23 protein-coding genes and 1 tRNA gene are annotated in these 23,630 nt (G+C 73.1%); 16 read left to right on the top strand and 8 right to left on the bottom strand.

Annotation, left to right across the window (positions count from 1 at the left end; all coding sequences use genetic code 11):
* Nucleotides 1-2: 2 nt before the first annotated feature.
* The 3 genes from E4623_RS06795 to E4623_RS06785 are packed head-to-tail and all read right to left on the bottom strand — an operon-like array spanning nt 3 to nt 2,717.
* Nucleotides 3-1,508 carry a protein phosphatase 2C domain-containing protein gene (locus E4623_RS06795; protein ID WP_245154942.1) on the bottom strand — a complete coding sequence of 502 codons (1,506 nt, stop codon included), beginning with the start codon at nt 1,506-1,508 and terminating at the stop codon, nt 3-5.
* Nucleotides 1,505-1,975 carry an FHA domain-containing protein gene (locus E4623_RS06790; RefSeq protein WP_134765786.1) on the bottom strand — a complete coding sequence of 157 codons (471 nt, stop codon included), beginning with the start codon at nt 1,973-1,975 and terminating at the stop codon, nt 1,505-1,507. The genes E4623_RS06795 and E4623_RS06790 overlap by 4 nt, the downstream gene beginning before the upstream one ends.
* Complete coding sequence (locus tag E4623_RS06785; RefSeq protein WP_134765785.1) at nt 1,968-2,717, bottom strand: DUF3662 and FHA domain-containing protein; 750 nt, start codon at nt 2,715-2,717, stop codon at nt 1,968-1,970. The genes E4623_RS06790 and E4623_RS06785 overlap by 8 nt, the downstream gene beginning before the upstream one ends.
* A gap of 234 nt (nt 2,718-2,951) precedes the next feature.
* Between E4623_RS06785 and E4623_RS06780 the strand changes: the two genes are divergently transcribed.
* A tRNA-Leu gene (locus E4623_RS06780) sits at nt 2,952-3,037 on the top strand.
* 355 nt (nt 3,038-3,392) lie between these two features.
* Here E4623_RS06780 and E4623_RS06775 read toward each other — a convergent pair.
* Nucleotides 3,393-3,845 carry a hypothetical protein gene (locus tag E4623_RS06775; protein WP_134765784.1) on the bottom strand — a complete coding sequence of 151 codons (453 nt, stop codon included), beginning with the start codon at nt 3,843-3,845 and terminating at the stop codon, nt 3,393-3,395.
* Nucleotides 3,846-3,918: 73 nt separating this feature from the next.
* Between E4623_RS06775 and E4623_RS06770 the strand changes: the two genes are divergently transcribed.
* From E4623_RS06770 to E4623_RS06730, 9 genes are all read left to right on the top strand, one after another.
* Nucleotides 3,919-4,536 carry a PadR family transcriptional regulator gene (locus tag E4623_RS06770; RefSeq protein WP_134765783.1) on the top strand — a complete coding sequence of 206 codons (618 nt, stop codon included), beginning with the start codon at nt 3,919-3,921 and terminating at the stop codon, nt 4,534-4,536.
* Entirely contained in the window at nt 4,533-5,249 is a 717-nt protein-coding gene (locus E4623_RS06765) for an ABC transporter ATP-binding protein (protein WP_134765782.1), read from the top strand. Before E4623_RS06770 ends, E4623_RS06765 begins: the two co-directional genes overlap by 4 nt.
* A gap of 1 nt (nt 5,250) precedes the next feature.
* A complete protein-coding gene (locus E4623_RS06760; RefSeq protein WP_134765781.1) occupies nt 5,251-7,851 on the top strand; it encodes an FtsX-like permease family protein in 2,601 nt (866 codons plus the stop codon).
* Nucleotides 7,852-8,109: 258 nt separating this feature from the next.
* Nucleotides 8,110-8,562: a hypothetical protein gene (locus E4623_RS06755; RefSeq protein ID WP_134765780.1), complete on the top strand. Its 453-nt coding sequence runs from the start codon at nt 8,110-8,112 to the stop codon at nt 8,560-8,562.
* Nucleotides 8,563-8,784: 222 nt separating this feature from the next.
* Nucleotides 8,785-9,831: an SDR family NAD(P)-dependent oxidoreductase gene (locus tag E4623_RS06750; protein ID WP_134765779.1), complete on the top strand. Its 1,047-nt coding sequence runs from the start codon at nt 8,785-8,787 to the stop codon at nt 9,829-9,831.
* Between the two features lie 41 nt (nt 9,832-9,872).
* A complete protein-coding gene (locus E4623_RS06745) occupies nt 9,873-10,445 on the top strand; it encodes a nitroreductase family protein (protein ID WP_245154941.1) in 573 nt (190 codons plus the stop codon).
* A gap of 13 nt (nt 10,446-10,458) precedes the next feature.
* On the top strand, nt 10,459-10,950 hold the full coding sequence (locus tag E4623_RS06740) for a glutathione peroxidase (RefSeq protein ID WP_134765778.1): 492 nt from the start codon (nt 10,459-10,461) through the stop codon (nt 10,948-10,950).
* Between the two features lies 1 nt (nt 10,951).
* Nucleotides 10,952-11,431: an SRPBCC family protein gene (locus E4623_RS06735; protein ID WP_134765777.1), complete on the top strand. Its 480-nt coding sequence runs from the start codon at nt 10,952-10,954 to the stop codon at nt 11,429-11,431.
* A 118-nt stretch (nt 11,432-11,549) separates the two neighbouring features.
* Nucleotides 11,550-12,887: an NAD-dependent malic enzyme gene (locus tag E4623_RS06730; protein ID WP_245155000.1), complete on the top strand. Its 1,338-nt coding sequence runs from the start codon at nt 11,550-11,552 to the stop codon at nt 12,885-12,887.
* A 50-nt stretch (nt 12,888-12,937) separates the two neighbouring features.
* Here the strand turns inward: E4623_RS06730 and E4623_RS06725 are convergent, their stop codons facing one another.
* Nucleotides 12,938-13,591 carry a hypothetical protein gene (locus tag E4623_RS06725; RefSeq protein ID WP_134765775.1) on the bottom strand — a complete coding sequence of 218 codons (654 nt, stop codon included), beginning with the start codon at nt 13,589-13,591 and terminating at the stop codon, nt 12,938-12,940.
* Between the two features lie 90 nt (nt 13,592-13,681).
* Between E4623_RS06725 and E4623_RS06720 the strand changes: the two genes are divergently transcribed.
* The 4 genes from E4623_RS06720 (at nt 13,682) to E4623_RS06705 (ending at nt 18,876) form a co-directional block, all read left to right on the top strand.
* Nucleotides 13,682-15,298, top strand: coding sequence for a von Willebrand factor type A domain-containing protein (locus E4623_RS06720; RefSeq protein WP_134765774.1), 1,617 nt, complete (start codon nt 13,682-13,684; stop codon nt 15,296-15,298).
* Nucleotides 15,299-15,378: 80 nt separating this feature from the next.
* Entirely contained in the window at nt 15,379-16,842 is a 1,464-nt protein-coding gene (locus E4623_RS23430; RefSeq protein WP_134765773.1) for a fatty acid desaturase, read from the top strand.
* A 127-nt stretch (nt 16,843-16,969) separates the two neighbouring features.
* Complete coding sequence (locus tag E4623_RS06710; protein ID WP_245154940.1) at nt 16,970-17,542, top strand: TetR family transcriptional regulator; 573 nt, start codon at nt 16,970-16,972, stop codon at nt 17,540-17,542.
* 92 nt (nt 17,543-17,634) lie between these two features.
* Nucleotides 17,635-18,876 (top strand): M15 family metallopeptidase, encoded by a 1,242-nt coding sequence (locus E4623_RS06705; RefSeq protein ID WP_209020554.1) that lies wholly within the window; start codon nt 17,635-17,637, stop codon nt 18,874-18,876.
* 125 nt (nt 18,877-19,001) lie between these two features.
* On the opposite strand, the gene E4623_RS06695 is transcribed toward E4623_RS06705, so the two are convergent.
* The 3 genes from E4623_RS06695 to E4623_RS06685 all read right to left on the bottom strand — a co-directional run bounded on the left by E4623_RS06695 (nt 19,002) and on the right by E4623_RS06685 (nt 21,565).
* Nucleotides 19,002-19,382, bottom strand: a complete 381-nt coding sequence (locus E4623_RS06695) for a DCC1-like thiol-disulfide oxidoreductase family protein (protein ID WP_134765771.1) — start codon at nt 19,380-19,382, stop codon at nt 19,002-19,004.
* A 139-nt stretch (nt 19,383-19,521) separates the two neighbouring features.
* Complete coding sequence (locus E4623_RS06690) at nt 19,522-20,121, bottom strand: TetR/AcrR family transcriptional regulator (RefSeq protein ID WP_134765770.1); 600 nt, start codon at nt 20,119-20,121, stop codon at nt 19,522-19,524.
* A 13-nt stretch (nt 20,122-20,134) separates the two neighbouring features.
* Nucleotides 20,135-21,565, bottom strand: coding sequence for a hypothetical protein (locus E4623_RS06685; RefSeq protein WP_209020553.1), 1,431 nt, complete (start codon nt 21,563-21,565; stop codon nt 20,135-20,137).
* Nucleotides 21,566-21,836: 271 nt separating this feature from the next.
* On the opposite strand from E4623_RS06685, the gene E4623_RS06680 reads away from it, so the two are divergent.
* Both E4623_RS06680 and E4623_RS06675 read left to right on the top strand, forming a co-directional pair.
* Nucleotides 21,837-22,802, top strand: coding sequence for an NADPH:quinone oxidoreductase family protein (locus tag E4623_RS06680; RefSeq protein WP_134765769.1), 966 nt, complete (start codon nt 21,837-21,839; stop codon nt 22,800-22,802).
* On the top strand, nt 22,795-23,628 hold the full coding sequence (locus tag E4623_RS06675) for a 2-phosphosulfolactate phosphatase (protein WP_134765768.1): 834 nt from the start codon (nt 22,795-22,797) through the stop codon (nt 23,626-23,628). The genes E4623_RS06680 and E4623_RS06675 overlap by 8 nt, the downstream gene beginning before the upstream one ends.
* The last annotated feature ends 2 nt before the right edge of the window (nt 23,629-23,630 follow it).

Here is a 23,630-nt window from a genome sequence, read left to right as displayed (position 1 = left end):
GCTCAGCTCGCGCCTCCACCGGCGGCCGCGCTGGCGGTCGTCCGCTTGGCGGCGAGCTCCTCGACGCGCTCGCGCGCCTCGGATAGGTCGTCGACCGGGATGCCGTCGCGGACCGACTCGCGGTCGAACTCCTCGAGGTCGTCGACGGCCAGCGTCGTCACCACCACGACGTCGGAGAGCTCGATGCCCGGCAGGGAGGCGTTGAGGCCGTGGTGGATCACCACGACGCCGTCCTCCTCGCCGATGTAGTACTGCTGCTGCACGTAGGACCAGGCCGCGGCGGCACCGATCCAGAGCAGGCCGAGGACGATCGCGAGCACCATCGCGCGGCGCAGCCAGGTGTAGCGCGGCGGTGGGATGGGGGCGTAGCGGGCGGCCTCGGGGTCGGGCGGCAGCAGCGGGTCGGACGGGATCGCGAAGGGCAGGTCGTCGGGGATCTCGGCGTCGACCGGTTCGAGCTCGCCGGTGTCACCCGAGCGGTGGCCGCGGAACAGCCCGCGCGGGAGCTTGCGCTTGAGCTCGGCTGCGGCACCGACGAGCAGCGGCTCGAGCTCGGCGAACGCCGGGTCGGCCGCGGCGGTCTCGGCGTCGACGACGTCGGCGACGATGCAGGTGACGTTGTCGGAGCTGCCGGCCTCGAGGCTGGCGCGGACCAGCTCGACGGCGGCGAAGTCGGGCGTGCCCATCGAGAGGATGTCGGCGAGCCGCCCGTCGTCGAGGACGCCGCTGGCGCCGTCGCTGCAGAGCAGCAGCCGGTCGCCGGCGACGAGCTCGAGCACGAACAGGTCGGGCTCGGCCTCGTGGATGCCGTCGAGGGCCTTGAGGATGAGGTTGCGGTGCGGGTGGACCCGCGCCTCGGCCTCGGTGATCCGGCCCTCGTCGATGAGGCTCTGCACGAAGGTGTGGTCGGTGGTGAGCTGGGAGATCTCGTTGTCGCGGAAGAGGTAGGCGCGGCTGTCGCCCACGTGGCCGATGCCGAGCCGGCGTCCGTCGAAGAGGGCGACGGTCGCGGTGGTGCTGGTGCCGTTGATGGCCGGGTCGGCGTCGACGAGGCGGCCGATCTGGGCGTGCGCCTCGTGCAGGGCGTCGGTGACGCGGTCGAGGACGTCGGGATCGCCGGGGTGGCCGTCGCCGGGCGGGCGCGGGGCGGCGTCGAGGTTGCGGAGCTCGGAGATCGCGGTGCTGGAGGCGATGTCGCCGCGGGCCGCGCCGCCGACGCCGTCGCAGACGCTGAGCAGCCACGGGCCGGCATACCCGGAGTCCTGGTTGTCCTTGCGGATCCGCCCGACGTCCGAGATCGCCGAGTAGTGCAGCGCGAGGGCGGGACGGGCGGCCGGGGCGAGCGTCGCGTCGGTGGTCGCGCCGTCGGGCGGGGGAGTGACGACGGTGGCGTCGTCGGCCGTCGCGTCGGGCCCACCCACCGGCCCACCCACCGGCCCACCCACCGGCCCACCCATCGGGCCGTCGGTGGGTTCGAGCGGCTGGTCGGTGCCCGGGTTGCCGGTCACTTCCTCAGCTCCAGGATGGTCTTGCCGATCCGCACCTGGGTGCCGAGGGTGATCGTGGTCGGCTGGGTGATCCGGACGCTGCCGATGTAGGTGCCGTTGGTGGAGCCGAGGTCCTCGACGAACCACTGGTCGCCGCTGGCGGCGATTCGCGCGTGCCGGGTGGAGACGTAGTCGTCGTCGAGGCGGATGGCGGCGTCGGTGCCGCGGCCGATGAGGATCGGCGCGCGGTCGAGGCCGGCGGTGGCGCCGGTGTTGCTGCCCTGGGTGACCGCGACGTGCGTGGGGGAGCCGCGCCGCTTCGGCGGCTTCTTCTGCTTGGCCGGCGCCGGGCCGGGTGCGGTGCGCACGGCCTCGGGGACGCGGGCGCCGAACATGTCGGAGCGGATGACGGAGATGGCGGCGAGGACGAAGATCCAGAGGATCGCCAGGTAGGCGATCCGGATGAGGAAGAACGTCAGCTCAGACATCGGCAGCTCCTGGCTCACTGGGTGAGTCGTGGGTCTCGGTCACGATGCGCACCGTCATGGTCGTGGTCCCGACCTTCACCTGCGAACCCTCGTGCAGGGTGGCTCGGGGCACCTTGCGGCCGTCGACGCTGATGCCGTTGGTGGACCCGAGGTCGTGGACCTCGATCAGCGGGAGCTCGTCGCCGCCGCGGCCGGCGGTGATCATGAACTCGAGGTGGCGGCGGCTGATGCCGGGGTCGTTGATCCTCAGGTCGGCGTCGGTGCCGCGCCCGACCACCAGGCCGGGCGGGTGCAGGGGGTGCCGGGTGCCGTTGACCTCGAGGACGGCGAGCGCCTGGCGCACCTGGGTGTGCGTGGCGGTGCCGACCACCTTGGCCTGGGCCTCGCTGCGGATGCGGAACCGCCCGGTCGTGAGGTCCTCGGCGGTCTCGAAGTCGATCCGGATCGGGCCGGGGAACACGTAGCCCTGGCCGTCGGCGTGCTTCTGCAGCTGGTCGGACAGCTCGCGCGCGAGCGTGGAGTCGTACGGCGCCAGCCGGGACAGGTCGGTGCCGGACAGCTCGACGTGGAAGTCGTTGGGCACCAGCCGCCGGTCGCGCGAGAGGATCTGCGCGTTCTGGTCGAGCTCGCGCTCGAGCGCGGCGGCGATCTCGACCGGCTGCACGGCGCTGCGGAAGGTGCGCGCGAAGGCCCCGGAGATCACCGACTCCAGCTTCCGCTCGAAGCGCTGCAACCCGCCCATCCCGCACCTCCTCGTGTCGCTCGTCGTCCGTCGGTCGTGGGTCCTCCCGTGCCCGGCTCCTAGGTCCGGCACGGCATGACGACCGCCGGTCCGTGGACCGGAGGCTCGGTCGATCGTAGCGAGACCCGGCGCGGGAGCGGCGCACCACGCACCGCGTCCGCCCGGTGCATCCCGGCCGCGCGGGGGCGGATTGGCCGGAGCCCGAGGCCCTGGGCTAGTCTTGCCCGGCTACTTGCGCGAGTGGCGGAACGGCAGACGCGCTGGCTTCAGGTGCCAGTGTCCGAAAGGGCGTGGGGGTTCAAATCCCCCCTCGCGCACCAGGACCGGTTCAGGTGGTTCCACCGAGTCGGTCCAGGAATGTGAAGAAGCCCCTGACCAGGGACGACGGTCAGGGGCCTTCTTCGTTCCCGGCTCGGCGGAGAAGGCGTGAGTTGTACCGCCACTTCCTCCCGCCGCGTCTCGAACGACTGTGCCGGCCCCACGGATGTGCCAGTCCGGACGCGTCCCGGGTCGTCGAGGAGTCGCGGGACCCCGGCCTGCAGGCAGACCTCGAGCTGCTAGGTGCAAACGTGCGCAGGGCCCGCCAGGAGGCTTGGGTCACGCAGCAAGAAGTCGCTGAAGCCATCGGTGTCGGGCCGGTGCGCGGCATGGCCGGGCGGCGCGGGAGTGCTCCGCCTAGGGGCTGCACGCCTCCACCTGTTCGGTCGCGAACGCCCCGAACCCCACCGGGCGGACGGTGAGTCGGCCGACCTCCCTGTCGCCCGCCATCACGGCGTAGACGACCTTCCTGCCCGAGGCTTCCTGCTCCACCAGCTCGCCACGTCCCAGGGTTTCCTCGAACGCTGGCGCGGTCTGGGTGTCACGGGCCGCCTCGTACGGGCTCCGCGCCCACGCTGTCGCCTCGGACCGAGTGGTCGGCGGCATGACGTCGATGGTGCCCCCAGAGCTCCGACGAGAAGGGCAGTCGGCTGTCACGAGTCCGGCTGTCTCGGTTGGGGCCCGCGTCCGGTCGGATTCGACCCACGCGGCACCCGAGGTGTCCTCACTGTCTGCAATCGCAGTCTGTTGCCCGTACCCGGCGAGCACGAGACCAACGAACGCTGCAGCCGAGGCTCTGACAGTCCTCACCGATGGAAGACGGTATGAGCGCGGGCGGTGTGTCGGTTGCGATGGGCATACCCGGTATGCATACTCCGTATCTATGAGTATCGCTCACGGATTGTTGGCCCTCCTGCAGGACGGCCCCCGCTACGGCTACCAGCTGCGCGTCGAGTTTGAACGGGCCACCGGCTCGACCTGGCCCCTGAACGTGGGGCAGGTCTACACGACCCTGGCGCGGCTCGAGCGCGACGGCCAAGTCGCCGGGCATGCGCCTGATGGGGAGGGGCGGCTGCGGTACGAGCTCACAGCCTCAGGCCGCGAGACGCTGGCTGGTTGGTTCTCGAGGCCGGTGACCCTTGGCGACCGCCCGCGCGACGAGCTGGCCATCAAGCTCGCCCTGGCCGCCACCGCCGCGGGCGTCGATGTCCGCGCAGTCGTCCAAGTCCAGCGGGTCGCAACGATGCAGCGGCTCCAGGAGCTCACCCGCCTCAAGCGCGACCCCGGTCCCACGGTGTCCGGGGACACCGACCTGGCTTGGATCCTGGTGCTGGACAACCTCCGCTTCATGGCCGAGGCCGAGCTGCGTTGGCTCGAGCACTGCGAAGGCACACTCACCCGCGCTCGCCCTGCCGCGGCGACGTCCGCGCCGGCCCCGGCCCCGGGGTCAGATCAGGTTCCTGACCAGCCCTCTGCCGACCCGCAGGAGGCCCTCCGATGAGTACGGCCCTCTCCTTGGTCGAAGTGGACCGCATCCACGGCCGCGGCAACGCCGCGGTCCACGCCGTGCGGGGGTTGACGGTCCACGTCGGCGTCGGCGAGCTGGTGGCGGTGATGGGGCCGAGCGGGTCCGGCAAGTCGACCCTGCTCAACCTGGCCGGTGGGCTCGACCGTGCCACGGCAGGGCAGGTTCTCGTCGACGGAGCCGAGCTGGGCGAGCTGTCGCCGAAGGAGCTCGCGAAGCTGCGTCGCCGCCGTGTCGGCTACGTCTTCCAGGACTTCAACCTGATCCCGTCATTGACGGCGGCTGAGAACGTCGCCCTGCCCCTCGAGCTGGACGGGGTCCGCGCCCGAACCGCGCGTGGGCAGGCCGTGCAGGCGCTGGCCGAGGTCGACCTGGCCGATCTGGCCGACCGGCTGCCCCAGGACATGTCGGGCGGCCAGCAGCAGCGGGTGGCGATCGCACGGGCGGTCGTCGGCGAGCGGTCGTTGATCCTGGCTGATGAACCGACTGGCGCTCTCGACTCCGAGACCGGTGAGCAGGTGATGCGGTTGCTGCGCGAACGGTGTGCCCGCGGGGTTGCCGCGCTGATGGTGACCCACGATGCCGGCCACGCCGCCTGGGCGGACCGGGTGGTCTTCTTGCGCGACGGCGCTGTCCTCGACGACACCGGGCGTCCGAGCGAGCCCGAGTCGCTGCTGGCGGGGTCCTGAAGTGCTGACCTGGACCGCCCGGTGGCGCCCGGCCCTGCGAATGACGTGGCGCGACCTGGTCACCCACAAGTTGCGAACCGCCGTCGTCACAGTGCTGGTCGCCCTGCCCGTGGCTGCCGCCGTAGTCGCCGCGACCATGGCCGCCACCATCGACTACGACGCGCCCAACGAGCTCTACTACCTCAACGGCGCGGCGGAAGCTCGACTGGAGGTGACGCCGTACGCGCGGGTCCGGGTACGGATCGAGGACGGCCGATACACCACGGCCTCTGTTCCGAAGGCGCTCGAGCAGTCCGGCGCGACTCGCGACCCCGCCAGCGTCGATGTGTCCGGGCTGCTTCCCACCGGTTCGCGTGTCGCGCGCGTGGGGTCCACCGAGGTGCTCCTGGCCACTGGAGGCCGGATCTGGGCGGACATCGTGGACCTCACCGATCCCCTCACGCACGGCTACCTCGGCCTCGAGGTCACCTCGGGTCGCGCACCGACCGCGCCCGACGAGGCTGCAGTGTCCCTCCCGGTCGCCGACGAGCTCGGCCTCCTGGTCGACGGGCACCTGCGATCCGGCGCCACCCTTGAGCTTGCTGATGGCGATGTCAGCGTCGTGGGTCTGCTGCCGGTCGACGACGACAACGAGACGTTCAACCGTCTTGTCCTGGCCCCGTCGTCGCCGTACCTGGCTAGGGCAACTGCACCGGACATCACGGGTGTGGACCGTGATGTCCCATCGGCTCAGTACCTGGTCGACCTGCCCGACCTGAGTTCGCAACAGGCTCGGGCTCTGCACAGCTCGTTGGCTGAGGTCGGAGTGTCGTCCTGGATGCGAGACGCCGCGCTTCATCCCCACAGCTGGGGGCTTCAGGCCCCAACGCCGCCGCCCGTCGACCCGGCCGCTGCCGCCGTCGGCGCACTGGTCGTCGGCATCGGGCTGACCGAGGTGCTGGTGCTGGTGGGCGCCGCGTTCGCGGTCAGCGCGCGCCGGCAATCACGAGCGCTGGGCTTGCTGGTCTCCTCGGGCGGCACACCCGCCGACGTTCGGCGATCGGTCCTTGCCACCGGCGTGTGGATCGGGTTGGCCGGCTCCGTCCTCGGTGCCGCCGCAGGCGGCGGAATCCTCTTCCTGGGCCGTGAACCTCTCGGTCGCCTGGTCGACACGCCGATCTACCAGTACACCGTTCCGATCGGCAGCCTCGTTGTCGTCGTCGTGCTCGGCTTTGCCAGTGCAGTCCTGGCCGCGGCGGTGCCTGCGTGGGGGGTCGGTCGTCTCACGGCATCGCAGATGCTCGACGGCCACATCGCGGCGGGCAGGCGAGCCGTTCGGCACCGCTTCCGCAACCCCGGGCTCGCACTGCTTGGCGCCGCGGTCCTTGGCCTCGTGGCATGTGGGTTCTGGACCTCGCGTTGCTTCGCGACCGGAGGATCGCAATCCCCGGTACCGGTCCTCCTGGGCGCCCTCTGCGCGCTGACCGCCCTGGGCGGGACAGTCCTGGTGCTGCCGTGGGTGGTCACGATCGTCGGGCGCAGCGGTGGAGGGCGGTGGTTGCCGTGGCGTCTTGCAGCCCGCGACGCTACCCGGAACCGCGCCCGCACCACGGCGGCGGTCCTGGCCATCGGCGCCGTCACCACCGGGGTCGTCATCACGGGTTTCGGCCTCACCGCCCAGGCCTCGGTGCCACCACCGCCCGTGCCGTCGAGCAGCCCGGCCGGTAGCGCCGAGGTGTATCTCAGCACCGCGCAGGCAGCCGATCAGAATGCGCTGCGGGGTCTCGAACGGACCGGCGCCGAGGTCGCCGGCGCAGACGGTTTGGTGACCTGGCACGTCGCCCGCGACCGGGAGCGCCCGGTCACCGACCGGCAGGGTGGTCAGGTGCTGGTCGTAGACGACGCCTTCCTTCGGCTCGCCGGTGTCGACGACGCGGGACGCGAGGCATTCGCGGCCGGAGAGGCACTCGTCGTCAACCGCAGGTCGACGGCCCGCGGCGACACCACGGAGCTGCGCATCGGCAACGATCGCAGCGCGGCCCGCACCGAAGTCCCAGCCCATGTCCTTCAGCTGCCGTGGCGCCCAAGCGACGCCACCTGGATCAGTGTCGCCGCGGCGCAACGACTCGGCTACGACGTCCGTCCGGCCCAGACCGCATGGCTGACGGGAGGTATCGACGCAGCCGAGGTCGAACGCCTACGGCTCCACGGCGTCGAGGTCTGGACCGAGGAATCCTGGGTCCAGGATCGCTCCGGCCTGGCTCTCCCTCTCGCCGGTGGGGCCCTACTGCTGATCGCGCTGGTCGTGGGAATGATCGTAGCGCTGGCTGCCGCCGAGGGGCGCGACGACGCCGCCACCCTCTCCGCGATCGGCGCACCCGGATGGACACGACGCGCCACCTCCGCAGCCCACGCCCTCCTGGTCGGCGCCCTCGGCACCGGCATCGGCGCCATGCTCGGAACGCTCGCAGGCGCCTCGCTTCTCCAGGTCTTCGACGCCCCGGGCACGCCCACCCCCTGGACCGCGCTCGGACTGCTCATCCTTGGTGTGCCGCTCCTCTGCGCCGCAGTCGGTTGGCTCGTCGCTCCCATCCACCTCACGCTCACCCGCCGAACCGCGTAACCCCGGTGAATCCGGCCAGACTCCCGGCAGACCACGGGTCCAGCTGCGCCGGCGACTCGGCTGGACGTGCTGGGCCTCCGGGCTGGGCTTGTTCGGGGAGCAGGTCACGATGCGATCCCTCCCCGAGGTCGCGCGCTCGTCGGTCCCGCGCTGGCGGACGTTTGACCGGAGGCCGTCCGGGTCAGGTAGGGGGAGCCGTCACCGTCCGCACGCCGAGCCAGGAGCGCACCGATGTCCTTCCCCAGTCAGGTACCGCCCGTGCGTCGACGTGTACCTCGCGGAGTCCTGCTCTCCCTCCTCACCGTGGTCGCGCTGTCCGCCACGCTGCTGCCGGGCCTCCCGACGGCATCGGCCGCCCCCGTCTCGTCGGCTGCGGCGCAGCAGCCCGGTCCGCCGACGTGGCGGGTCTACGCCTTCTCCTCGGCTGACGTCACGGCGAGCTCCTACCAGGTGCGGCTGGTGCGCCGCGCCTCCCGGGATGCCGTCCGGGGTGCCACCGTGAGGTTCCAGGCCACGCGCAGGACCGGGGGCCGGCTGAGCGCCCGCGTCGTCACCGATGCTCGCGGGGTGGCCCGGTGGAGGCTGCCGGTGCCGAGCCGACGGCTGCGCTACCTCGAGGCGACGTACTACGCGCCGGGCGAGACCGAGACGTACCTGCAGCTCGGTCTCTGCCGCCGTCCTGCCGGGTGGCGGGAGTGCGGGGCGGGGTGAACCTCCGGTCGCACCTCGCGGACTCGCGCTGGAGCGGCCGGTCCGTCCCCAACCTTGCGTAAATGTTGCGCGTTCCCGGGCCGTGCACCCTGGGTCGACTGGTTACCGTGGAGGCAGTCGTCCCCTGCTCGACCGTGGGGGGAGAGCGGGGGGCGGCTTCTTCGTCGGGGTCTCACCCGTCCGAGGATCACGCCCTCGCCACCGACTCCGTAGCCTCACGGTGTGTCCGCTCGTGCCGCGTCCCGCCTCACCTCGGCCCTCGACACGGTCCTGGACCGGTCGCTCGTGCTCGGCTACACCAGGATCGGCCCGGCGCTGCGGCGCCGGTGGTGGCCGGCCGATCCCGAGCCGGGCTGCCTCGCCGGGCAACGCGTGGTGGTCACCGGGGCGACGTCCGGGATCGGCGAGGCCATGGTGACCTCGTTCGCGCGGCTCGGCGCGACCGTGCACGTGCTCGGGCGCAACCCCGCCAAGGTGAGCACCGTCGTCGCCGAGGTGCGCCGGACGCTGCCGGGCGCCGAGCTGGTCGAGGAGGTCTGCGACGTCGGTGACCTGGACGCCGTCCGGGCCTGGTGCGACGACCTGACCGCTCGCCTCGCCGCCGACGGCGACCAGGGCGCGCTGCGCGGGCTCGTGCACAACGCCGGCGCGATGGTCACCGAGCGCACCGAGACGGCCCAGGGCCACGAGCTCGCGCTCGCCGTCCACGTGCTCGGGCCGCACCTGATGACCGAGCGGCTGCTGCCGCTCCTCGGGGCGGACCCGGGCAGCCCGGGCAGTGTCGTGTGGATGTCGTCGGGCGGGATGTACAGCGCGGGGCTGCGGAGCACCCCGGACGAGATCGAGTTCCGCCCCGTCGAGGGCGAGCAGGAGTACTCCGGTGTGCGCGGCTACGCGCGCACCAAGCGGATGCAGGTCGAGATCGCCGACGCGTGGAACGACCGGCCCGACGTCGCCGGTGGCCCCGTCGGTGGCCCCGTCGTCCGGGTCGAGAGCTGCCACCCGGGCTGGGCCGCGACGCCGGGGATCACCGACAGCCTGCCGGGCTTCGACAAGGTGATGGGCCCGCTGCTGCGCGACGCGGGGAGCGGCGCCGACACCGCGGTGTGGCTGGTCGCGACCCGTCCCGACTCCGCCGGGACCCACCACTTCTGGCACGACCGCCGGCCGCGCCCGACGACGTACCCGGTGCAGCGGCGCACCGACCCGGCCGCGCGCCGGGCGCTCCTCGACCACGTGGCCGCCGCGACCGGCACGGTCTGGCCGTGACGTCGGTCGAGGTGCCCGGCGGGCCGTGGTGGACTGACGACGTGGACCACGCCCCCATGCCCGGAGCCGAGGACCTCGCCGAGCCGCTGCGCTCGCGGTGGAGCCCGAGCGTCTTCGACGCCGACCACGTGCTCCCCGACGCCGACGTCGTCCGGCTGCTGCACGCGGCCCGGTGGGCGCCCAGCGCAGGCAACTCCCAGCCGTGGCGGTTCGTGGTGGCCGTGCGGGGGAGCGCGGCGCACGCGGCGTTCGTGCCGCACCTGAGCCGCGGCAACGCCCGCTGGGTCCCGGCGGCGTCGGTGGTGCTGGTCGCCGGCTGCGAGGTCGTCGACGTCAAGGACCCCGACTACGCGCGCTACGACCTCGGCCAGGCCGCCGCGCACGTCACGCTGCAGGCGCGGGCGATGGGCCTGCACGCCCACCAGCTCGCCGGCTTCGACAAGGACGGCGCCGCGGCTGCGCTCGGCGTCCCCGACCACGTGCGGCTGATGAGCGCCATCGCGATCGGCGTCCGCGGCGACCCGGCGCTGGTCCCCGAGCGTGACCGGGAGCGGGAGCAGCGCGTGCGCGAGCGCCTCCCCCTGGCGGAGATCGTGCGGTGGGACCGGGCCTGAGAGGATCGGGCCCATGACCTCTCTGAAGGACTTCAGCGCCACCACGCTCGACGGGCAGCCGGTCGACCTCTCGGCCTACGCCGGCCAGGTGGTCCTCGTCGTCAACACCGCCTCCGAGTGCGGCTTCACCGGCCAGTACGAGGGCCTGCAGCAGCTCCACGAGCGCTACGCCGACCAGGGGCTCGTGGTGATCGGCTTCCCGTGCGACCAGTTCGGCGGGCAGGAGCCGGGTGACGAGGCGCAGATCGGCGCGTTCTGCCAGAAGAACTACGGCGTCACGTTCCCGATGATGAGCAAGGTCGAGGTCAACGGTGACGGCGCGCACCCGCTGTACCAGTGGCTGAAGTCGGAGAAGGGCGGCCTGCTCGGCGGCAAGATCAAGTGGAACTTCACCAAGTACCTCGTCGGTCGCGACGGCCAGGTGATCGACCGCTACGCGCCGACCACGAAGCCGGAGAAGATGGCCGGCGACATCGAGAAGGCGCTCGCCGGCTCGAGGGCCTGACGTGAGCACCTTCTCGGCGTCCACGACGGCGGAGGCGATCGTCTCGGTCGCCCGCGAACGCGTGTGGGACGTGCTCGTCGACCCGGCCCTGGTCGCCGAGCTCACCCCGTTCATCAAGTGGATCGAGCCGCAGGGCGAGGACCACTGGATCTGGCACCTGTCCGGCCTCACCGTGCTCGGCAAGGGCTTCTCCGCGACCTTCACCGAGCAGATGACGCTCGAGGACGGCAAGCGGATCGAGTTCGTCCACGACCCGCCCCGCGGCGCGAAGGAGCGGGCCGGCGTCCACGGCTGGTACGCCCTGTCGGACGTCGACGGCCGCGCGGACGCCGTCCGGCTCGAGACCAGCCTCGACATCTGCGTCGACCTGCCGCTGCCCAGGCTGTCCGGCCCCGCCGTCCGCACCGCCATGAAGGGCGTGATGGCGACGATGGGCGACCGGTTCTCCAAGAACCTGCTGGCGCACCTCGGCGTGGGGTGACCGGCCGCCGGCCGCGACCACTACGACCGCAACCCCCGGCTACTTGCCCGTAACCCGACCGGCGCGCCAGGGTGAGCGAATGTCGCGGACCGCCACCACCTCGTCGTACTCGATCACCATGCGCCTGCACACCGCGCCCGACCACGCGGTCGTGGGAGCGGTGGCGACGTCGATCGCCGCGGCCGGGGGGATCGTCACGGCCATCGACGTGGTCGAGTCGCACAACACCCGGCTCGTGCTCGACGTCACCTGCTCGGCCGGCGACGCCGACCACGCGAAGCTGCTCGAGGAGGCCGTCGACGCGATCGACGGCGTCGAGGTCCACAAGGTCTCCGACCGCACCTTCCTGCTCCACCTCGGCGGCAAGATCGAGGTCGCCTCGAAGGTGCCGCTGAAGAACCGCGACGACCTCTCGATGGCCTACACCCCGGGAGTCGGCCGGGTCAGCATGGCGATCCACGAGAACCCCGACGACGTCAGCCGGCTCACCATCAAGGGCAACTCGGTCGCGGTGGTCACCGACGGCTCGGCCGTCCTGGGCCTCGGCAACATCGGTCCCGGCGCCGCGCTGCCGGTGATGGAGGGCAAGGCCGCGCTCTTCAAGCGCTTCGCCAACATCGACGCCTGGCCGATCTGCCTGGCCACCCAGGACACCGACGAGATCGTCAAGGCGGTCGAGATGATCGCCCCCGGCTTCGGCGGCATCAACCTCGAGGACATCGCCGCCCCGCGCTGCTTCGAGATCGAGCGGCGGCTGCGCGAGAGCCTCGACATCCCGGTCTTCCACGACGACCAGCACGGGACGGCGATCGTCGTGCTCGCCGCGCTCACCAACGCCCTCCGGGTCGTCGAGAAGGACCTCGCCTCCGCCCGCATCGTCGTCTCCGGGGCCGGCGCCGCGGGCACCGCGATCGTCACGCTCCTGATCGCGGCCGGGGTGACCGACGTCGTCGTCTACGACCGCGTCGGCTGCCTGGTGCCCGACCTCGAGGGTCTCTCGCCGGCCCAGCAGGTGCTCGCCGGGCAGACCAACCCGCGCGGCGTCACCGGTGGGCTGCGCGACGCGCTGCAGGGTGCCGACGTCTTCGTCGGCGTCAGCGCACCCAACATCCTCGACCCCGAGTGGATCAAGGACATGGCCGACCGGGCCGTCGTCTTCGCCCTCGCCAACCCCGACCCCGAGGTCGACCCCGGCGAGGCCGGCAAGTACGCCGCCGTGGTGGCCTCCGGCCGATCCGACTACCCCAACCAGATCAACAACGTCCTGGCGTTCCCGGGTGTCTTCCGAGGCCTGCTCGACGCCCGCGCCTCCGAGATCACCATCGACATGCTGATCCGGGCCGCGGAGGCGATCGCGCTCGTGGTCAAGGACGACGAGCTCAACCCGAGCTTCATCATCCCGACGGTCTTCCACCCCGACGTCACCAAGGCCGTCGCCGCCGCCATCCGCGGCTGAGCGGTCGCGGCGACGGAGTCCGAGCCCGACCGGGCAGCGCGCGCGGGCCCTCAGCCGGTGGGACGCACCGTGACGTCGTCGGGAGCGCGGGAGACGAGCTCGGAGAGCGCGAGGTCGCGCAGCCGGGCGGTCGCGGCCTCGACGGTCACCGAGAACGGGTGGTCGGCGTACGCCGCGGTGAGCGACCAGCGGCCCCGCTCGGGCCGGGCGTCGCGGTAGACGACGCGACCGTCGTCCTCCTCCGCCGTCACGCCCGGGTGGCGCCGGGCGGCGCGCTCGAGCCCGGCCTCGGTCGTGGCGTGCCGGGTGTAGAGCACCCGCACCTCGTCGCCGCCGAGCGGCAGCGTGCACACGTAGGCGAGCGTGCCGGTCGCCTCGTCGGCCCTGCCCTCGGGGGTGCAGCCCGCGGCCCGGGCCGGGAGGTCGGGGTAGACCCAGCGGAGGCCGACGAGGCCGGTCGGCTCCGGGCACTCGGACGCCGGCGCGACCGAGCGGTCCCAGCAGGTGACGTCGGGCTCCGGCCCCGGCGCGTCGGCGTCGTCGGCCCACAGCATCGAGGCGCCGATGCTGGCCGCGATGCCGATCCCGACCAGCAGCGGCAGCAGCACGATCACCGCACGCCACCGCTTGAGCACCCGCAGGAACGTCGGAGGCTCGGCGCGGTCGTCCTCGTCGACGTCGAACGAGGGCGCGGGTGGGGTCATGGCGCCATTGTCCCCTTCGTGGTGACCTGCGGCACACGTCGTCCGCCCCGACCCGGGAACCGGACGCCCGACGCCGTCGTCGGACCCCGCATGGACACACGACGAGCGACCACGATCCTGGCCGGCCTCGGCCTCACGACCTCGCTGGTGCTGAGCGGGTGCAGCGGCGACGACTCGAGCGAGGGCGACTCCGGCGGGTCGGCCGCGACCGGCGCCCCGAGCGACTACTACGAGGACTACGAGGTGGCGCCGATGGAGGACTCGGGGGCGGTGCCGCAGGCGGTTCCCTCGCCAGGCGGCGCACGCGGCACCGACGACGGCCCCTACGAGCCGGCGCCCGACGAGCTGAACGAGTTCCGCGAGGCCGGCACGAACGGCTTCGTGTGGGCCGAGGAGGACCCGCTGTCGACGTTCGGCCTGGACGTTGACAGCGGCTCGTTCGGCGTGGCCCGGACCCTGATGAACGACGGCTACGAGGTGCCGCCCGAGTCGGTGCGGCCCGAGGAGTGGATCAACGCCCTGCCGTACGGCGACGCGCCGCCCACCGACGCCGACCTCGGTCTGGTGACCGAGACCGGGCTGTCGCCCACGATGGACGGCGCCCAGGTGGTGCGGGTCGGCGTCGGCGCCCGCGAGGTGGACCCCGCCGACCGCCCGCGGGTCAACGTGACCCTGGTCGTCGACCGGTCCGGCAGCATGGACACCCGCGACCGGCTCGGCCTGGTGCAGTCCTCGCTCGCCGTCCTCGCCGAGGAGCTCGAGGACGACGACACCGTCTCGGTCGTCTCGTTCCAGGACGAGGCCGAGTCGATCCTCGAGCCGACCCCGGTCCGCGACCAGGACGCGATCCTGGACGCCATCGAGGAGCTGCGTCCCGGCGGCGGCACCAACCTGGAGGCGGGCCTGCGGCTCGGCTACGAGCAGGCACGGGAGGCCTTCGACGAGGACGCCGTCAACGTCGTCGTCATCTGCTCCGACGGCGTCGCGAACATCGGCGCGACCGGTCCCGGCTCGATCACCGAGCGGATCGCCGAGGAGGGCGCCGACGGGATCCACCTGGTCACCGTCGGGTTCGGCATGGGCAGCTACAACGACCACCTGATGGAGCAGGTCGCCGACCTGGGCGACGGCTTCTACTCCTACGTCGACACCTACGACGAGGCCGAGCAGCTCTTCGGCACCGACCTGACGACGACGCTGGTCCCGGTCGCTGCCGAGGCCCGGGCGCAGGTCGCCCTCGACCCCGAGGTGGTCGAGTCGTACCGCCTGATCGGCTACGAGAACCGCGACATCGCCGACGAGGACTTCGAGGACCTCTCCGTGGACGCCGGCGAGCTGGGCTCCGGCCACCGCGCCACGGCGCTCTACGAGGTCACCCTCGCGGACGGCGTCGAGCCCGGCGCGAGCATCGGCCGGGCGACCGTGCTGTGGCGCTCGGTCGAGACCGGCGAACCGCAGGAGGCCACGATCGAGCTGCTGGCCGCCGACCCGGGCTCGGACGGCAACGACGGGGCGCCGTCCGACGCGTGGCAGCTCTCGACGGCGGCCGCCGACCTGGCGCAGGTCGTCAAGGGCGCCGAGCCGTTCGCCGAGCGCGCCGTGACCCTCGACGACCTCGCCGAGCGGGTCGACCCGCTCGTCGCGCGCGACGTCCCGGGGGCCGCCGAGCTCGCCGAGATGGTCGACCTGGCGCGCACCGTCGACTGACTTGACAAGATGGCCCCTCTTGTCAAGTCGCTTGACATCGCCTACGTTTCTGTCAACCAGCAGCGATGCAGGAGGCAGCCATGGGGCAGACCCGGTCCGAGCAGGTCCCGCGCAGCACCGTCCCCGACGGGTCGACGGAGGCCTGGCGCGACGGCAAGCGCCACCTGTGGCTGATCGGGCTGGTGGTGCCGTCCCTGGCGTTCGTCGCCGCCGGGATGTGGGCGTGGACCGGGTGGGGGGTGTGGTTCTGGCTCGGGCCGATCGTCGTCCTCGGCGTCGTGCCGGCGATCGACCTGGTCGCGGGGCTGGACCGCACCAACCCGCCCGACGACGCGATCGAGGCGTTGGAGCAGGACCGGTACTACCGGTGGATCACCTACCTGTTCCTCCCGATCCAGTACGCCGGCTTCGTGGGCGCGTTGCACCTCGTCGCGAACGGCGCCCCGTTCGGCCCGGGTGAGCTCACCACGCTCGACAAGATCGGGCTGGCGGTCTCGATCGGCACCATCGGCGGGATCGGCATCAACACCGCCCACGAGCTCGGCCACAAGCGGGAGGCCAACGAGCGCTGGCTCTCCAAGATCGCGCTGGCGCAGAGCTTCTACGGCCACTTCTACATCGAGCACAACCGCGGCCACCACGTGCGCGTCGCGACGCCGGAGGACCCGGCCTCGGCCCGGCTCGGGGAGACGTTCTACGCGTTCTGGCCGCGCACGGTGCTCGGCTCGCTGCGGAGCGCCTGGCGGATCGAGAAGCGCCGCTACGCCCGGAGGAAGACCCATCCCTTCCACCTCGGCAACGACGTCCTCAACGCCTGGCTGATGTCGGCGGTGCTGTTCGGCGCCCTGGTCGCGTGGCTCGGCGTCGCGATCGTGCCCTACCTCGTGCTCCAGGCCGTCGTCGCGTTCTCGCTGCTGGAGGTCGTCAACTTCATGGAGCACTACGGGATGCTGCGGCAGAAGGTCGGCGTGGGGGAGCGGCAGCGCTACGAGCGGGTCGACCCGTCGCACTCGTGGAACTCCAACAACATCGCCACCAACGTGCTGCTCTACCACCTGCAGCGGCACAGCGACCACCACGCCAACCCGACCCGGCGCTACCAGACCCTGCGCGACTTCGAGGAGTCCCCCGTGCTCCCCACCGGGTACGCCGGGATGATCGTGCTCGCCCTCGTCCCGCCGGTCTTCCGCCGGGTGATGGACGCCCGCGTGGTGCGCCACTTCGGCGGCGACGTCACCCTCGCCAACATCCAGCCGGGCCGGCGCGAGGCGTATCTCGCCCGCTACCCGCGGCCGGCCGCGGTGCTCGAGGCCGAGCGGGTCGCCGCCGAGGACGCCGCCCTCGCGGCCGCGGCCGCGGCCGCCGAGGTGCTGGCCGCGCGCTGCCCCGGGTGCGGCTACACCTACGAGGTCGACGCGGGCAACGAGCTCGAGGGGTTCGCCGCCGGCACCGCCTGGGCCGACATCCCCGACGACTGGTGTTGCCCCGACTGCGGTGTGCGCGAGAAGGTCGACTTCGTCGCCGTCGAGCCCGAGGTCGCCTGAGGCCGCCCGAGGTCGTGGCGTCGCCCGGCGTCGTGCGGCGTCGTGCGGCGTCGTGAGGGGTCGTGAGGGGTCGTGCGGCGGGGTCTCCCCGGGTGGGGGTTGACCGCCGCTGCCTAGGCTGGACGTCGTGACCCTGCCCGCGACGCCGAGCCTGCACGAGCGGATCGTGGACGCCGCCGTCCGGCTCACCACCGAGGACGGCTGGGCCAGGGTCACGATGTCGCGCCTCGCCGACGCGGTCGGCGTGAGCCGGCAGACCGTCCACCACGAGCTCGGCACCAAGGCCGGGCTCGCCGAGGCGATGATCCTGCGCGAGCTGACGCGGTTCCTCGGTGTCGTCGAGCTCTCCTTCGACGCCCACCCCGACGACCTGGTCGAGGCGATCCGCGGCGCCGCGCGCGGCGTCCTCGAGCACGCCCACGACAACCGCCTCCTGCACGCCGTCGTGTCGGCGACCCACGGCGCCGACACCGAGCTGCTGCCGCTGCTCACCACCCACGCGCAGTCCCTGCTCGGCGTCGCCAAGGGCGTGATCGTCGAGCGGATCGCCCCGTACGACGTCCCGCTCGACGCGGCGCACCTCGACGCCGCCGTCGACATGGTGGTGCGCGTCGTGCTGAGCCACGTCATGCAGCCCAGCGCGCCGCCGTCCGCGACCGCCGACGACCTCGCCTGGATCGCCGCCCGGGTGCTGCGCTGAGGGCTGGGCACGCCGGCGGGCCCACGGGCGGGCTGGTGGGATCGGCGGCGCGGCCTGGGCACGGCCTCTACCCTCGACGGCGAGGAGGGGACATGGGCCGACGCACCCGCACGCTGGCCGCCGCGACGGCGGTGCTGCTGGTGACCGCCTGCGGCACCGACGGCACCGGCGGCGCCGACGGAACCGAGGAGCCCGCCCCGAGCGCCCCCGGCGCCGGCACGGAGACGCCCGCGACCCCGGACGTGACCCCGAGCCCGGAGAGCACCGGGGCGCCGACCCTCGACCCGGCGTTCGCGGTCGAGCCGCCCGGTCGGCGCACCGGCCCGGTCACGGTCGGCGACATCCTGGTGTCCTCGAAGGCGACCCTCGACCCGGGCGTCGTCGAGCGGATCGCCGACCTCGACGGCGTCGTCGCCGTCACCACGATCTCGCTGTCGAACGTGCCGGTCGAGAACAAGGTCTACAACCTGGCCGCGGTCGACCCCGCGCAGTACCGGCTGTTCACCGTCGCCGACAGCGCCGACTTCCAGGACCAGTGGGACCGCGTCGCCCGCGGGGAGGTCGCGGTGGCCTCGGCGCTGCAGGAGAGGCTGCCGCTCCAGCCCGACGACTTCGTCCAGCTCGGCAGCGGCGGCGAGGACGCCGTCCACGTCGGGGCCTACGCGCCGCAGGTCGAGCAGATCGACATGGTCGTCAACGCCAAGCGCGGCGAGGCGCTCGGGATGGTGCCCGACAACGCGCTGGTCATCAACACCGGCGAGACCGCTCCCGGCACCCTGCGCGAGCCGATCGAGGACATCGTCGGGGACGCCGTCTCGGTGCAGAACCTCGACGCCGTCGCCCGCTACGGGCTCGACCCCGACGCGTTCTTGTCGGTGCAGATCCTCGGCACCTTCGCCGACGCCGTCGGGGTGTTCAACTACACCCCGACCACCGGTGGCCGGATCGTGCCCGACCCGGTCTGGGTCGCGAGCCACATCACCACCGAGGTGGTCCCGATCCTGGGCTCGGTGACCTGCAACAAGTACATGATGCCGCAGCTCAAGGCGGCGCTCGCCGAGATCGTGACGCAGGGTCTGGCCGCCGAGATCCACCCCGGCGAGTACGCCGGCTGCTACTACCCGCGCTTCATCGCCGGCTCCACCAAGCTCTCGAACCACTCGTTCGGCCTGGCCTTCGACATCAACGTCCCCGGCAACGGCCGGGGCACCGTCGGCGAGATCGACCGCGGCGTCGTCGCGATCTTCAAGCGGTGGGGTTTCGCCTGGGGCGGCGACTGGAGCTACACCGACCCGATGCACTTCGAGCTGGACCGGATCGTCCGGCCCGGCTGACCGGACGGCCCGGCTGACCCGGACGGCCCGGCTGACCCGGACGGCGCGGCCGACCCGGACGGCGCGGCTGACCGGACGGCGCGGCCGACCCGGACGGCGCCTGACCGGGCGGCGCGACCTCCGGGCTAGGAGATCCGGCAGGCGTCGGTGCTTCCCGGCATCCGGTACCGGTTCGCCGCGACCCAGCGGTAGACGACGTCGGCGAGCGGACGGACCGGCTTGGCGTAGGCGAGGTGGCCGAGCACCCGCCATCCGCCTGGGCAGGACTTCAGGGCCGCGGCGACCGCGCCGGCGCCGCGAGCGGCGACCCGGCCGTCGGCGTCCAGCCAGTACGCCGCGGTGGTGACGTCGTCGACGGTGAGGCCGAGCGGCTCGAGGTCGAGGGTCTGCCACGGCTGGGTGGTCGCGGTGCCGTGCGATCCGACCCAGTCGGCGGTGCGGGTGCAGAACCCACAGTCGGCGTCGTACACGATCGTGCCCCGGGCATCCGTGCTGTCGGGGCTCATGGTTCCAGTGTCCCTCGGGCAGCGAAACCGGCGTCGGCCACGACTGGGCGGCCCATCCCTGAACTTGTCGACCGGGATCCCGGTCGACAAGTTCAGATTTCCCCGGTCGACCGGGGAAATCCCGACCAGCGGACGCGGCTCAGACGGCGAAGCGGGCGCGCAGGTAGGCCGAGACCATCCGGGCGAGCTCGTCGACGGCGGCGTCGCGGCCCTGGCGGACGGGGGCGCGGACCAGGGCGTGCCGGACCGTCTCGACGCAGAGGGCGACGACGCGGCGGACGTCGGCGTCGGGCGCGTCGATGCCGGCGGCGCGGATCGCCGCGGTGAACAGGTCGAGCACCTGCTCGCGCACCTGGTGGGCCGGGGAGTCGCCCCACTCGGGCGGCAGCTCCTCGGTGAGCCGGTAGTAGCCGGGGTGGGTGAGCTGGAGCTCGGCGGCCTGGCCGACCAGGGTGGCGACGACCGCGTCGAGGTCGGCGCCGGGTCCGACGCCCGCGACCGTGGTGGCGTAGGGCGGCATCAGGTCGGCGAGGTAGCGGCGGGCCAGGGCGTCGGAGACCGCGGCCTTGTCGGGGAAGAACCGGTAGAGCGCGCCGACGCTGAGCCCGGCCCGGGCAGCGATGCCGCGGGTGCTGGCACCCGCCAGCCCCAGCTCACCGATCTCGGTCTCCGCCGCGTCGAGGATCCGCTCGACGGTGGCACGGGACCGGTGCTGCTGGGGCGCGCGGGCGCTGGTCATGGGCGGGCGGGCGTCAGCCGACGCTGACCGAGCCGTCGGGCTGGCGCGCGCAGGTCAGGTCGCCGGCGGCGGCGCCCCACGCGTCGGCGAGGCACTGGCCGAGGACCTGGTGGCCGGCCGCGCTGGGGTGCCACGACTCCTGGCAGGTCTGGTAGTAGTCCTGGCAGGTGGTGGTGACCCGCTTGATGTCGAGCTTGTCGAACGGCGAGAAGCTCTCGACCTTGACGCCGGTCGGCCCGTCCATCACCCGCAGCGGGGTCGCCAGGGCGTTGCCCGGGCTGCCTGCCTGCTCGCACAGCCGGGCGCCGTCGAAGGCGTGCTGCACGTTCAGGTAGGTGAGGTCGAGGCCGGGACGCTCGGCCCGCAGCGTGGCGGCCGCGCCGCCCACCATCGCACCGAGGCCCTGGCTGAACCGGTGGGCCGGGGCGAGGGTGGCGACGTCGGCGGGGCAGCCGGCGGCGTACCGCTCGTCGACCAGTCCGCGGTACTTGTCGCGCTCGTCGTCGCGGCCGGCCTCGGTGAGGTACGGGTCGGCGAAGGCCTCGGGCAGCGGGTTGGTGTAGTCCTGCAGCACGATCCGGTGCTGGCCGTCGGGGTCGATCTCGGCCAGGACGTCGACCACCTGGCGCAGGGCGGCGGTGGTGTCGGCCTGGGCGGCCGCGAACTGCGCCGGGCTGCCGAGGTCGGCGTCGGTGCAGGGGTCCTCGTTGAGCTCGGTGCCGTTGATCCAGTTGATGAGGTCGATCCAGACCTCCCACCAGCCGGTGTAGCCGTCGCCGACGAAGCGGCCGGCACACTCGGCGGCCACGGTGCCGAAGGTGAACTGGGCGTTGTTGGAGCCCAGTCCGATCAGCACCAGGTCGATGTCGCCGGTGGCCGCGACCTGGCGGAGCTGGTCGATCTGGCTGGCGACGGTCCGACCGCTCTCGCGGGCGCTCGACGGGTTCGCCATGTCCTGCGGCTGCGCGCCGCTGCAGGCGATGTTGACCCGCTGGGCGATGCCGGGCAGGTCGGCGACCGCGATGCTCGCGTTCGGCGAGCGGTGGCAGAAGTAGGGGTTGGCGTTGGGGGCCGACCAGCCCGGGAAACCCTGGCTGACGCCGTGCTGGTCGGTGACCGCGGCGTAGTCGCCGGCGCCCTCGCCGCTGATGAACGAGTCGCCCATGGCGACCGCGGTCGACGGCAGGTCGGCGGCGGCCGCCGCAGCCGGCTCCGCCGCGACCGTGCGCTCCTGCTCGACGCCGCCGCGCTCCTGCTCGACCCCGCCGAGCTCCTGCTCGACCGGGGCGGTGCGCTCCTGCTCGACGGGACCGAGGGCCGGGTCGGCCGCCCGGGCCTGGCCGGCGGCACTCAGGGACGCGAGCGCGAGCGCGGCCGTCGCGACGGCCGCCGTCCGCCTGATCGCTCGGCGCCCGCCTGCGGGGCTGGTGGCTCGTGTGGACATGGTGGACCTCCCGAGAGACACGGCCCACGAACGCGAACCGTTGTTCGCATCCTTCGCCGACCGCCGGGGGACGTCAAGGGCCGACGCCGGGGAAGGTTCCTCCGGGCGCGGTCGTCGGTCTCGCGGCGCCGGTCTCGCGGCGCCAGTCTCGCGGCGCCGGTCTCGCGGCGTCGGTCTCGCGGCGCTGCCGTGGCGGGCACGAGGGCCGGTCATCCGGCCGCTGGGACGCACCCCGGCGGGCCGGCACCGGGGCGCTGGTTGGATGGCCGTCATGCGCGCACTCCAGGTCGTCACCCTCACCGGACCCTCCGACCTCGTCGTCAACGACGTCCCCGAGCCGACACCCGGACCCGCCGACGTCCTGGTCGAGGTGCACCGCGTCGGCGTCGCGTTCCCCGACCTGCTGCTCAGTCGCGGCGAGTACCAGATGAAGCCGGACCCGCCCTTCTCGCTCGGGGTGGACGTCGCGGGCACGGTGATCAGCGGCGGCGGCTTCGAACCCGGCCAGCGGGTCGCGGCGGTCGGCGGCTGGGGCGGCGCGCAGGAGCGGGTGGCGATCCCGGCCGAGTTCACCTTCGCGCTGCCGGACGCGATGTCGTACGACGAGGGCGCGGCCCTGCCCATGAACTATCTGACCGCCGAGTTCGCCCTCCACGAGCGCGGCGGACTGCGCTCCGGCGAGACCGTGCTGGTGCACGGCGCGGCCGGCGGCCTCGGCACCGCGACCATCCAGGTCGCCAAGGGGATGGGCGCGCGGGTGATCGGCGTCGTCAGCACCGAGGCGAAGAAGCAGACCGCGACCGACGCGGGAGCCGACGACGTCGTCCTGCTCGAGGGCTTCAAGGACGCCGTCAAGGAGCTCACCGGCGGCGCCGGCGTCGACCTGGTCGCCGACATCGTGGGCGGTCCGGCGTTCCTCGACTCGCTGCGCTGCCTGCGCCGCCAGGGTCGCCTGATCGTGCTCGGCTTCGCCTCCGGCCTCGGCATCCCCGAGGTCAAGGTGAACCGGCTGCTGCTCACCAACACCGACGTGCGCGGCGCGGCCTGGGGTGAGTTCGCCATGAGCACGCCGGGCTACATGCAGGAGCAGTGGGCGCGGCTGGTGCCGATGATCGAGTCCGGGGCGGTCAGGCCCCCGGTCGGCCGGCTCTACGACCTCGAGGACTTCGGCCAGGCCCTCGTCGACATGGACGAGCGCCGGGCGCTCGGCAAGCTCGTCGTCCGGGTCCGTGACTGACCCGTTCGACCCCGCCCACACCCAGGCCGGGCACCGGGTCCGGCTGGAGTGGGGGCCGACCGGCGCGGCGGCGGTCGCTGCCGGCGTGCCGGCGGACGTCCCGGCGGACGTCCCGGCGGACGTCCCGGCGGACGTTGCCGTGGTGGTCGACGTGCTGTCGTTCACCACGACGCTGGTCGTCGCGCTCGACCGCGGCGTCACGGTCCACCCCTACCGCTGGCGGGACGAGCGGGCCGCGGCCCACGCCGCGGAACGGCACGCCGTCCTGGCCGTCGGACGACTCGAGGCGCGGTACGGTCAGGCGGGGGTCTCCCTCTCGCCGGCGAGCCTGGCCTCGCTCGCCCCGGCCGACGTGCCCGCACGCCTGGTCCTGCCCTCGCCGAACGGCTCGGCGATCTGCTTCGCCCTCGCCGACCGCGGCTGCGCGGTGGTCGGGGCGTCGTTGCGCAACGCCGGCGCGGTCGCGGCCTGGCTGACCCCGCTGGTCGCCGACGGCGCGACCGTCGCCGTCGTCGCGGCCGGCGAGCGCTGGCCCGACGGCACCCTCCGCCCGGCCGTCGAGGACCTCTGGGGCGCCGGCGCCGTCCTGGCCGCGCTCGAGGACGCCGTCGGACCCGGCGTCGCGAGCCCCGAGGCGGCGCACGCCGCGGCGGCGTACCGCGCCGTCGCCGGGACGCTGCGGGACTCCCTGCTCGCCTGCGCCAGCGGCGCCGAGCTCGTCACCCGGGGCTTCGCCGCCGACGTCCGGATCGCCGCCGAGACCGACGCCAGCACCACCGTGCCGCTCCTCGCCGACGGCGCGTTCCGCCCCGCCCCCGTGCGGTAGTC

This window comes from Nocardioides sp. 1609, from assembly GCF_004522105.1.
Lineage (GTDB): Bacteria > Actinomycetota > Actinomycetes > Propionibacteriales > Nocardioidaceae > Nocardioides.
This window is presented reverse-complemented; position numbering and strand designations above follow the sequence as displayed.

Coding starts and splice junctions, on each gene's coding strand:
- E4623_RS06740 (WP_134765778.1), top strand. CDS start 10,459: ATGACCTCTCTGAAGGACTTCAGCGCCACCACGCTCGACGGGCAGCCG.
- E4623_RS06785 (WP_134765785.1), bottom strand. CDS start 2,717: ATGGGCGGGTTGCAGCGCTTCGAGCGGAAGCTGGAGTCGGTGATCTCC.
- E4623_RS06695 (WP_134765771.1), bottom strand. CDS start 19,382: ATGAGCCCCGACAGCACGGATGCCCGGGGCACGATCGTGTACGACGCC.
- E4623_RS06690 (WP_134765770.1), bottom strand. CDS start 20,121: ATGACCAGCGCCCGCGCGCCCCAGCAGCACCGGTCCCGTGCCACCGTC.
- E4623_RS06790 (WP_134765786.1), bottom strand. CDS start 1,975: ATGTCTGAGCTGACGTTCTTCCTCATCCGGATCGCCTACCTGGCGATC.
- E4623_RS06685 (WP_209020553.1), bottom strand. CDS start 21,565: ATGTCCACACGAGCCACCAGCCCCGCAGGCGGGCGCCGAGCGATCAGG.
- E4623_RS06765 (WP_134765782.1), top strand. CDS start 4,533: ATGAGTACGGCCCTCTCCTTGGTCGAAGTGGACCGCATCCACGGCCGC.
- E4623_RS06720 (WP_134765774.1), top strand. CDS start 13,682: ATGGACACACGACGAGCGACCACGATCCTGGCCGGCCTCGGCCTCACG.
- E4623_RS06705 (WP_209020554.1), top strand. CDS start 17,635: ATGGGCCGACGCACCCGCACGCTGGCCGCCGCGACGGCGGTGCTGCTG.
- E4623_RS06725 (WP_134765775.1), bottom strand. CDS start 13,591: ATGACCCCACCCGCGCCCTCGTTCGACGTCGACGAGGACGACCGCGCC.
- E4623_RS06680 (WP_134765769.1), top strand. CDS start 21,837: ATGCGCGCACTCCAGGTCGTCACCCTCACCGGACCCTCCGACCTCGTC.
- E4623_RS06730 (WP_245155000.1), top strand. CDS start 11,550: ATGCGCCTGCACACCGCGCCCGACCACGCGGTCGTGGGAGCGGTGGCG.
- E4623_RS23430 (WP_134765773.1), top strand. CDS start 15,379: ATGGGGCAGACCCGGTCCGAGCAGGTCCCGCGCAGCACCGTCCCCGAC.
- E4623_RS06770 (WP_134765783.1), top strand. CDS start 3,919: ATGAGTATCGCTCACGGATTGTTGGCCCTCCTGCAGGACGGCCCCCGC.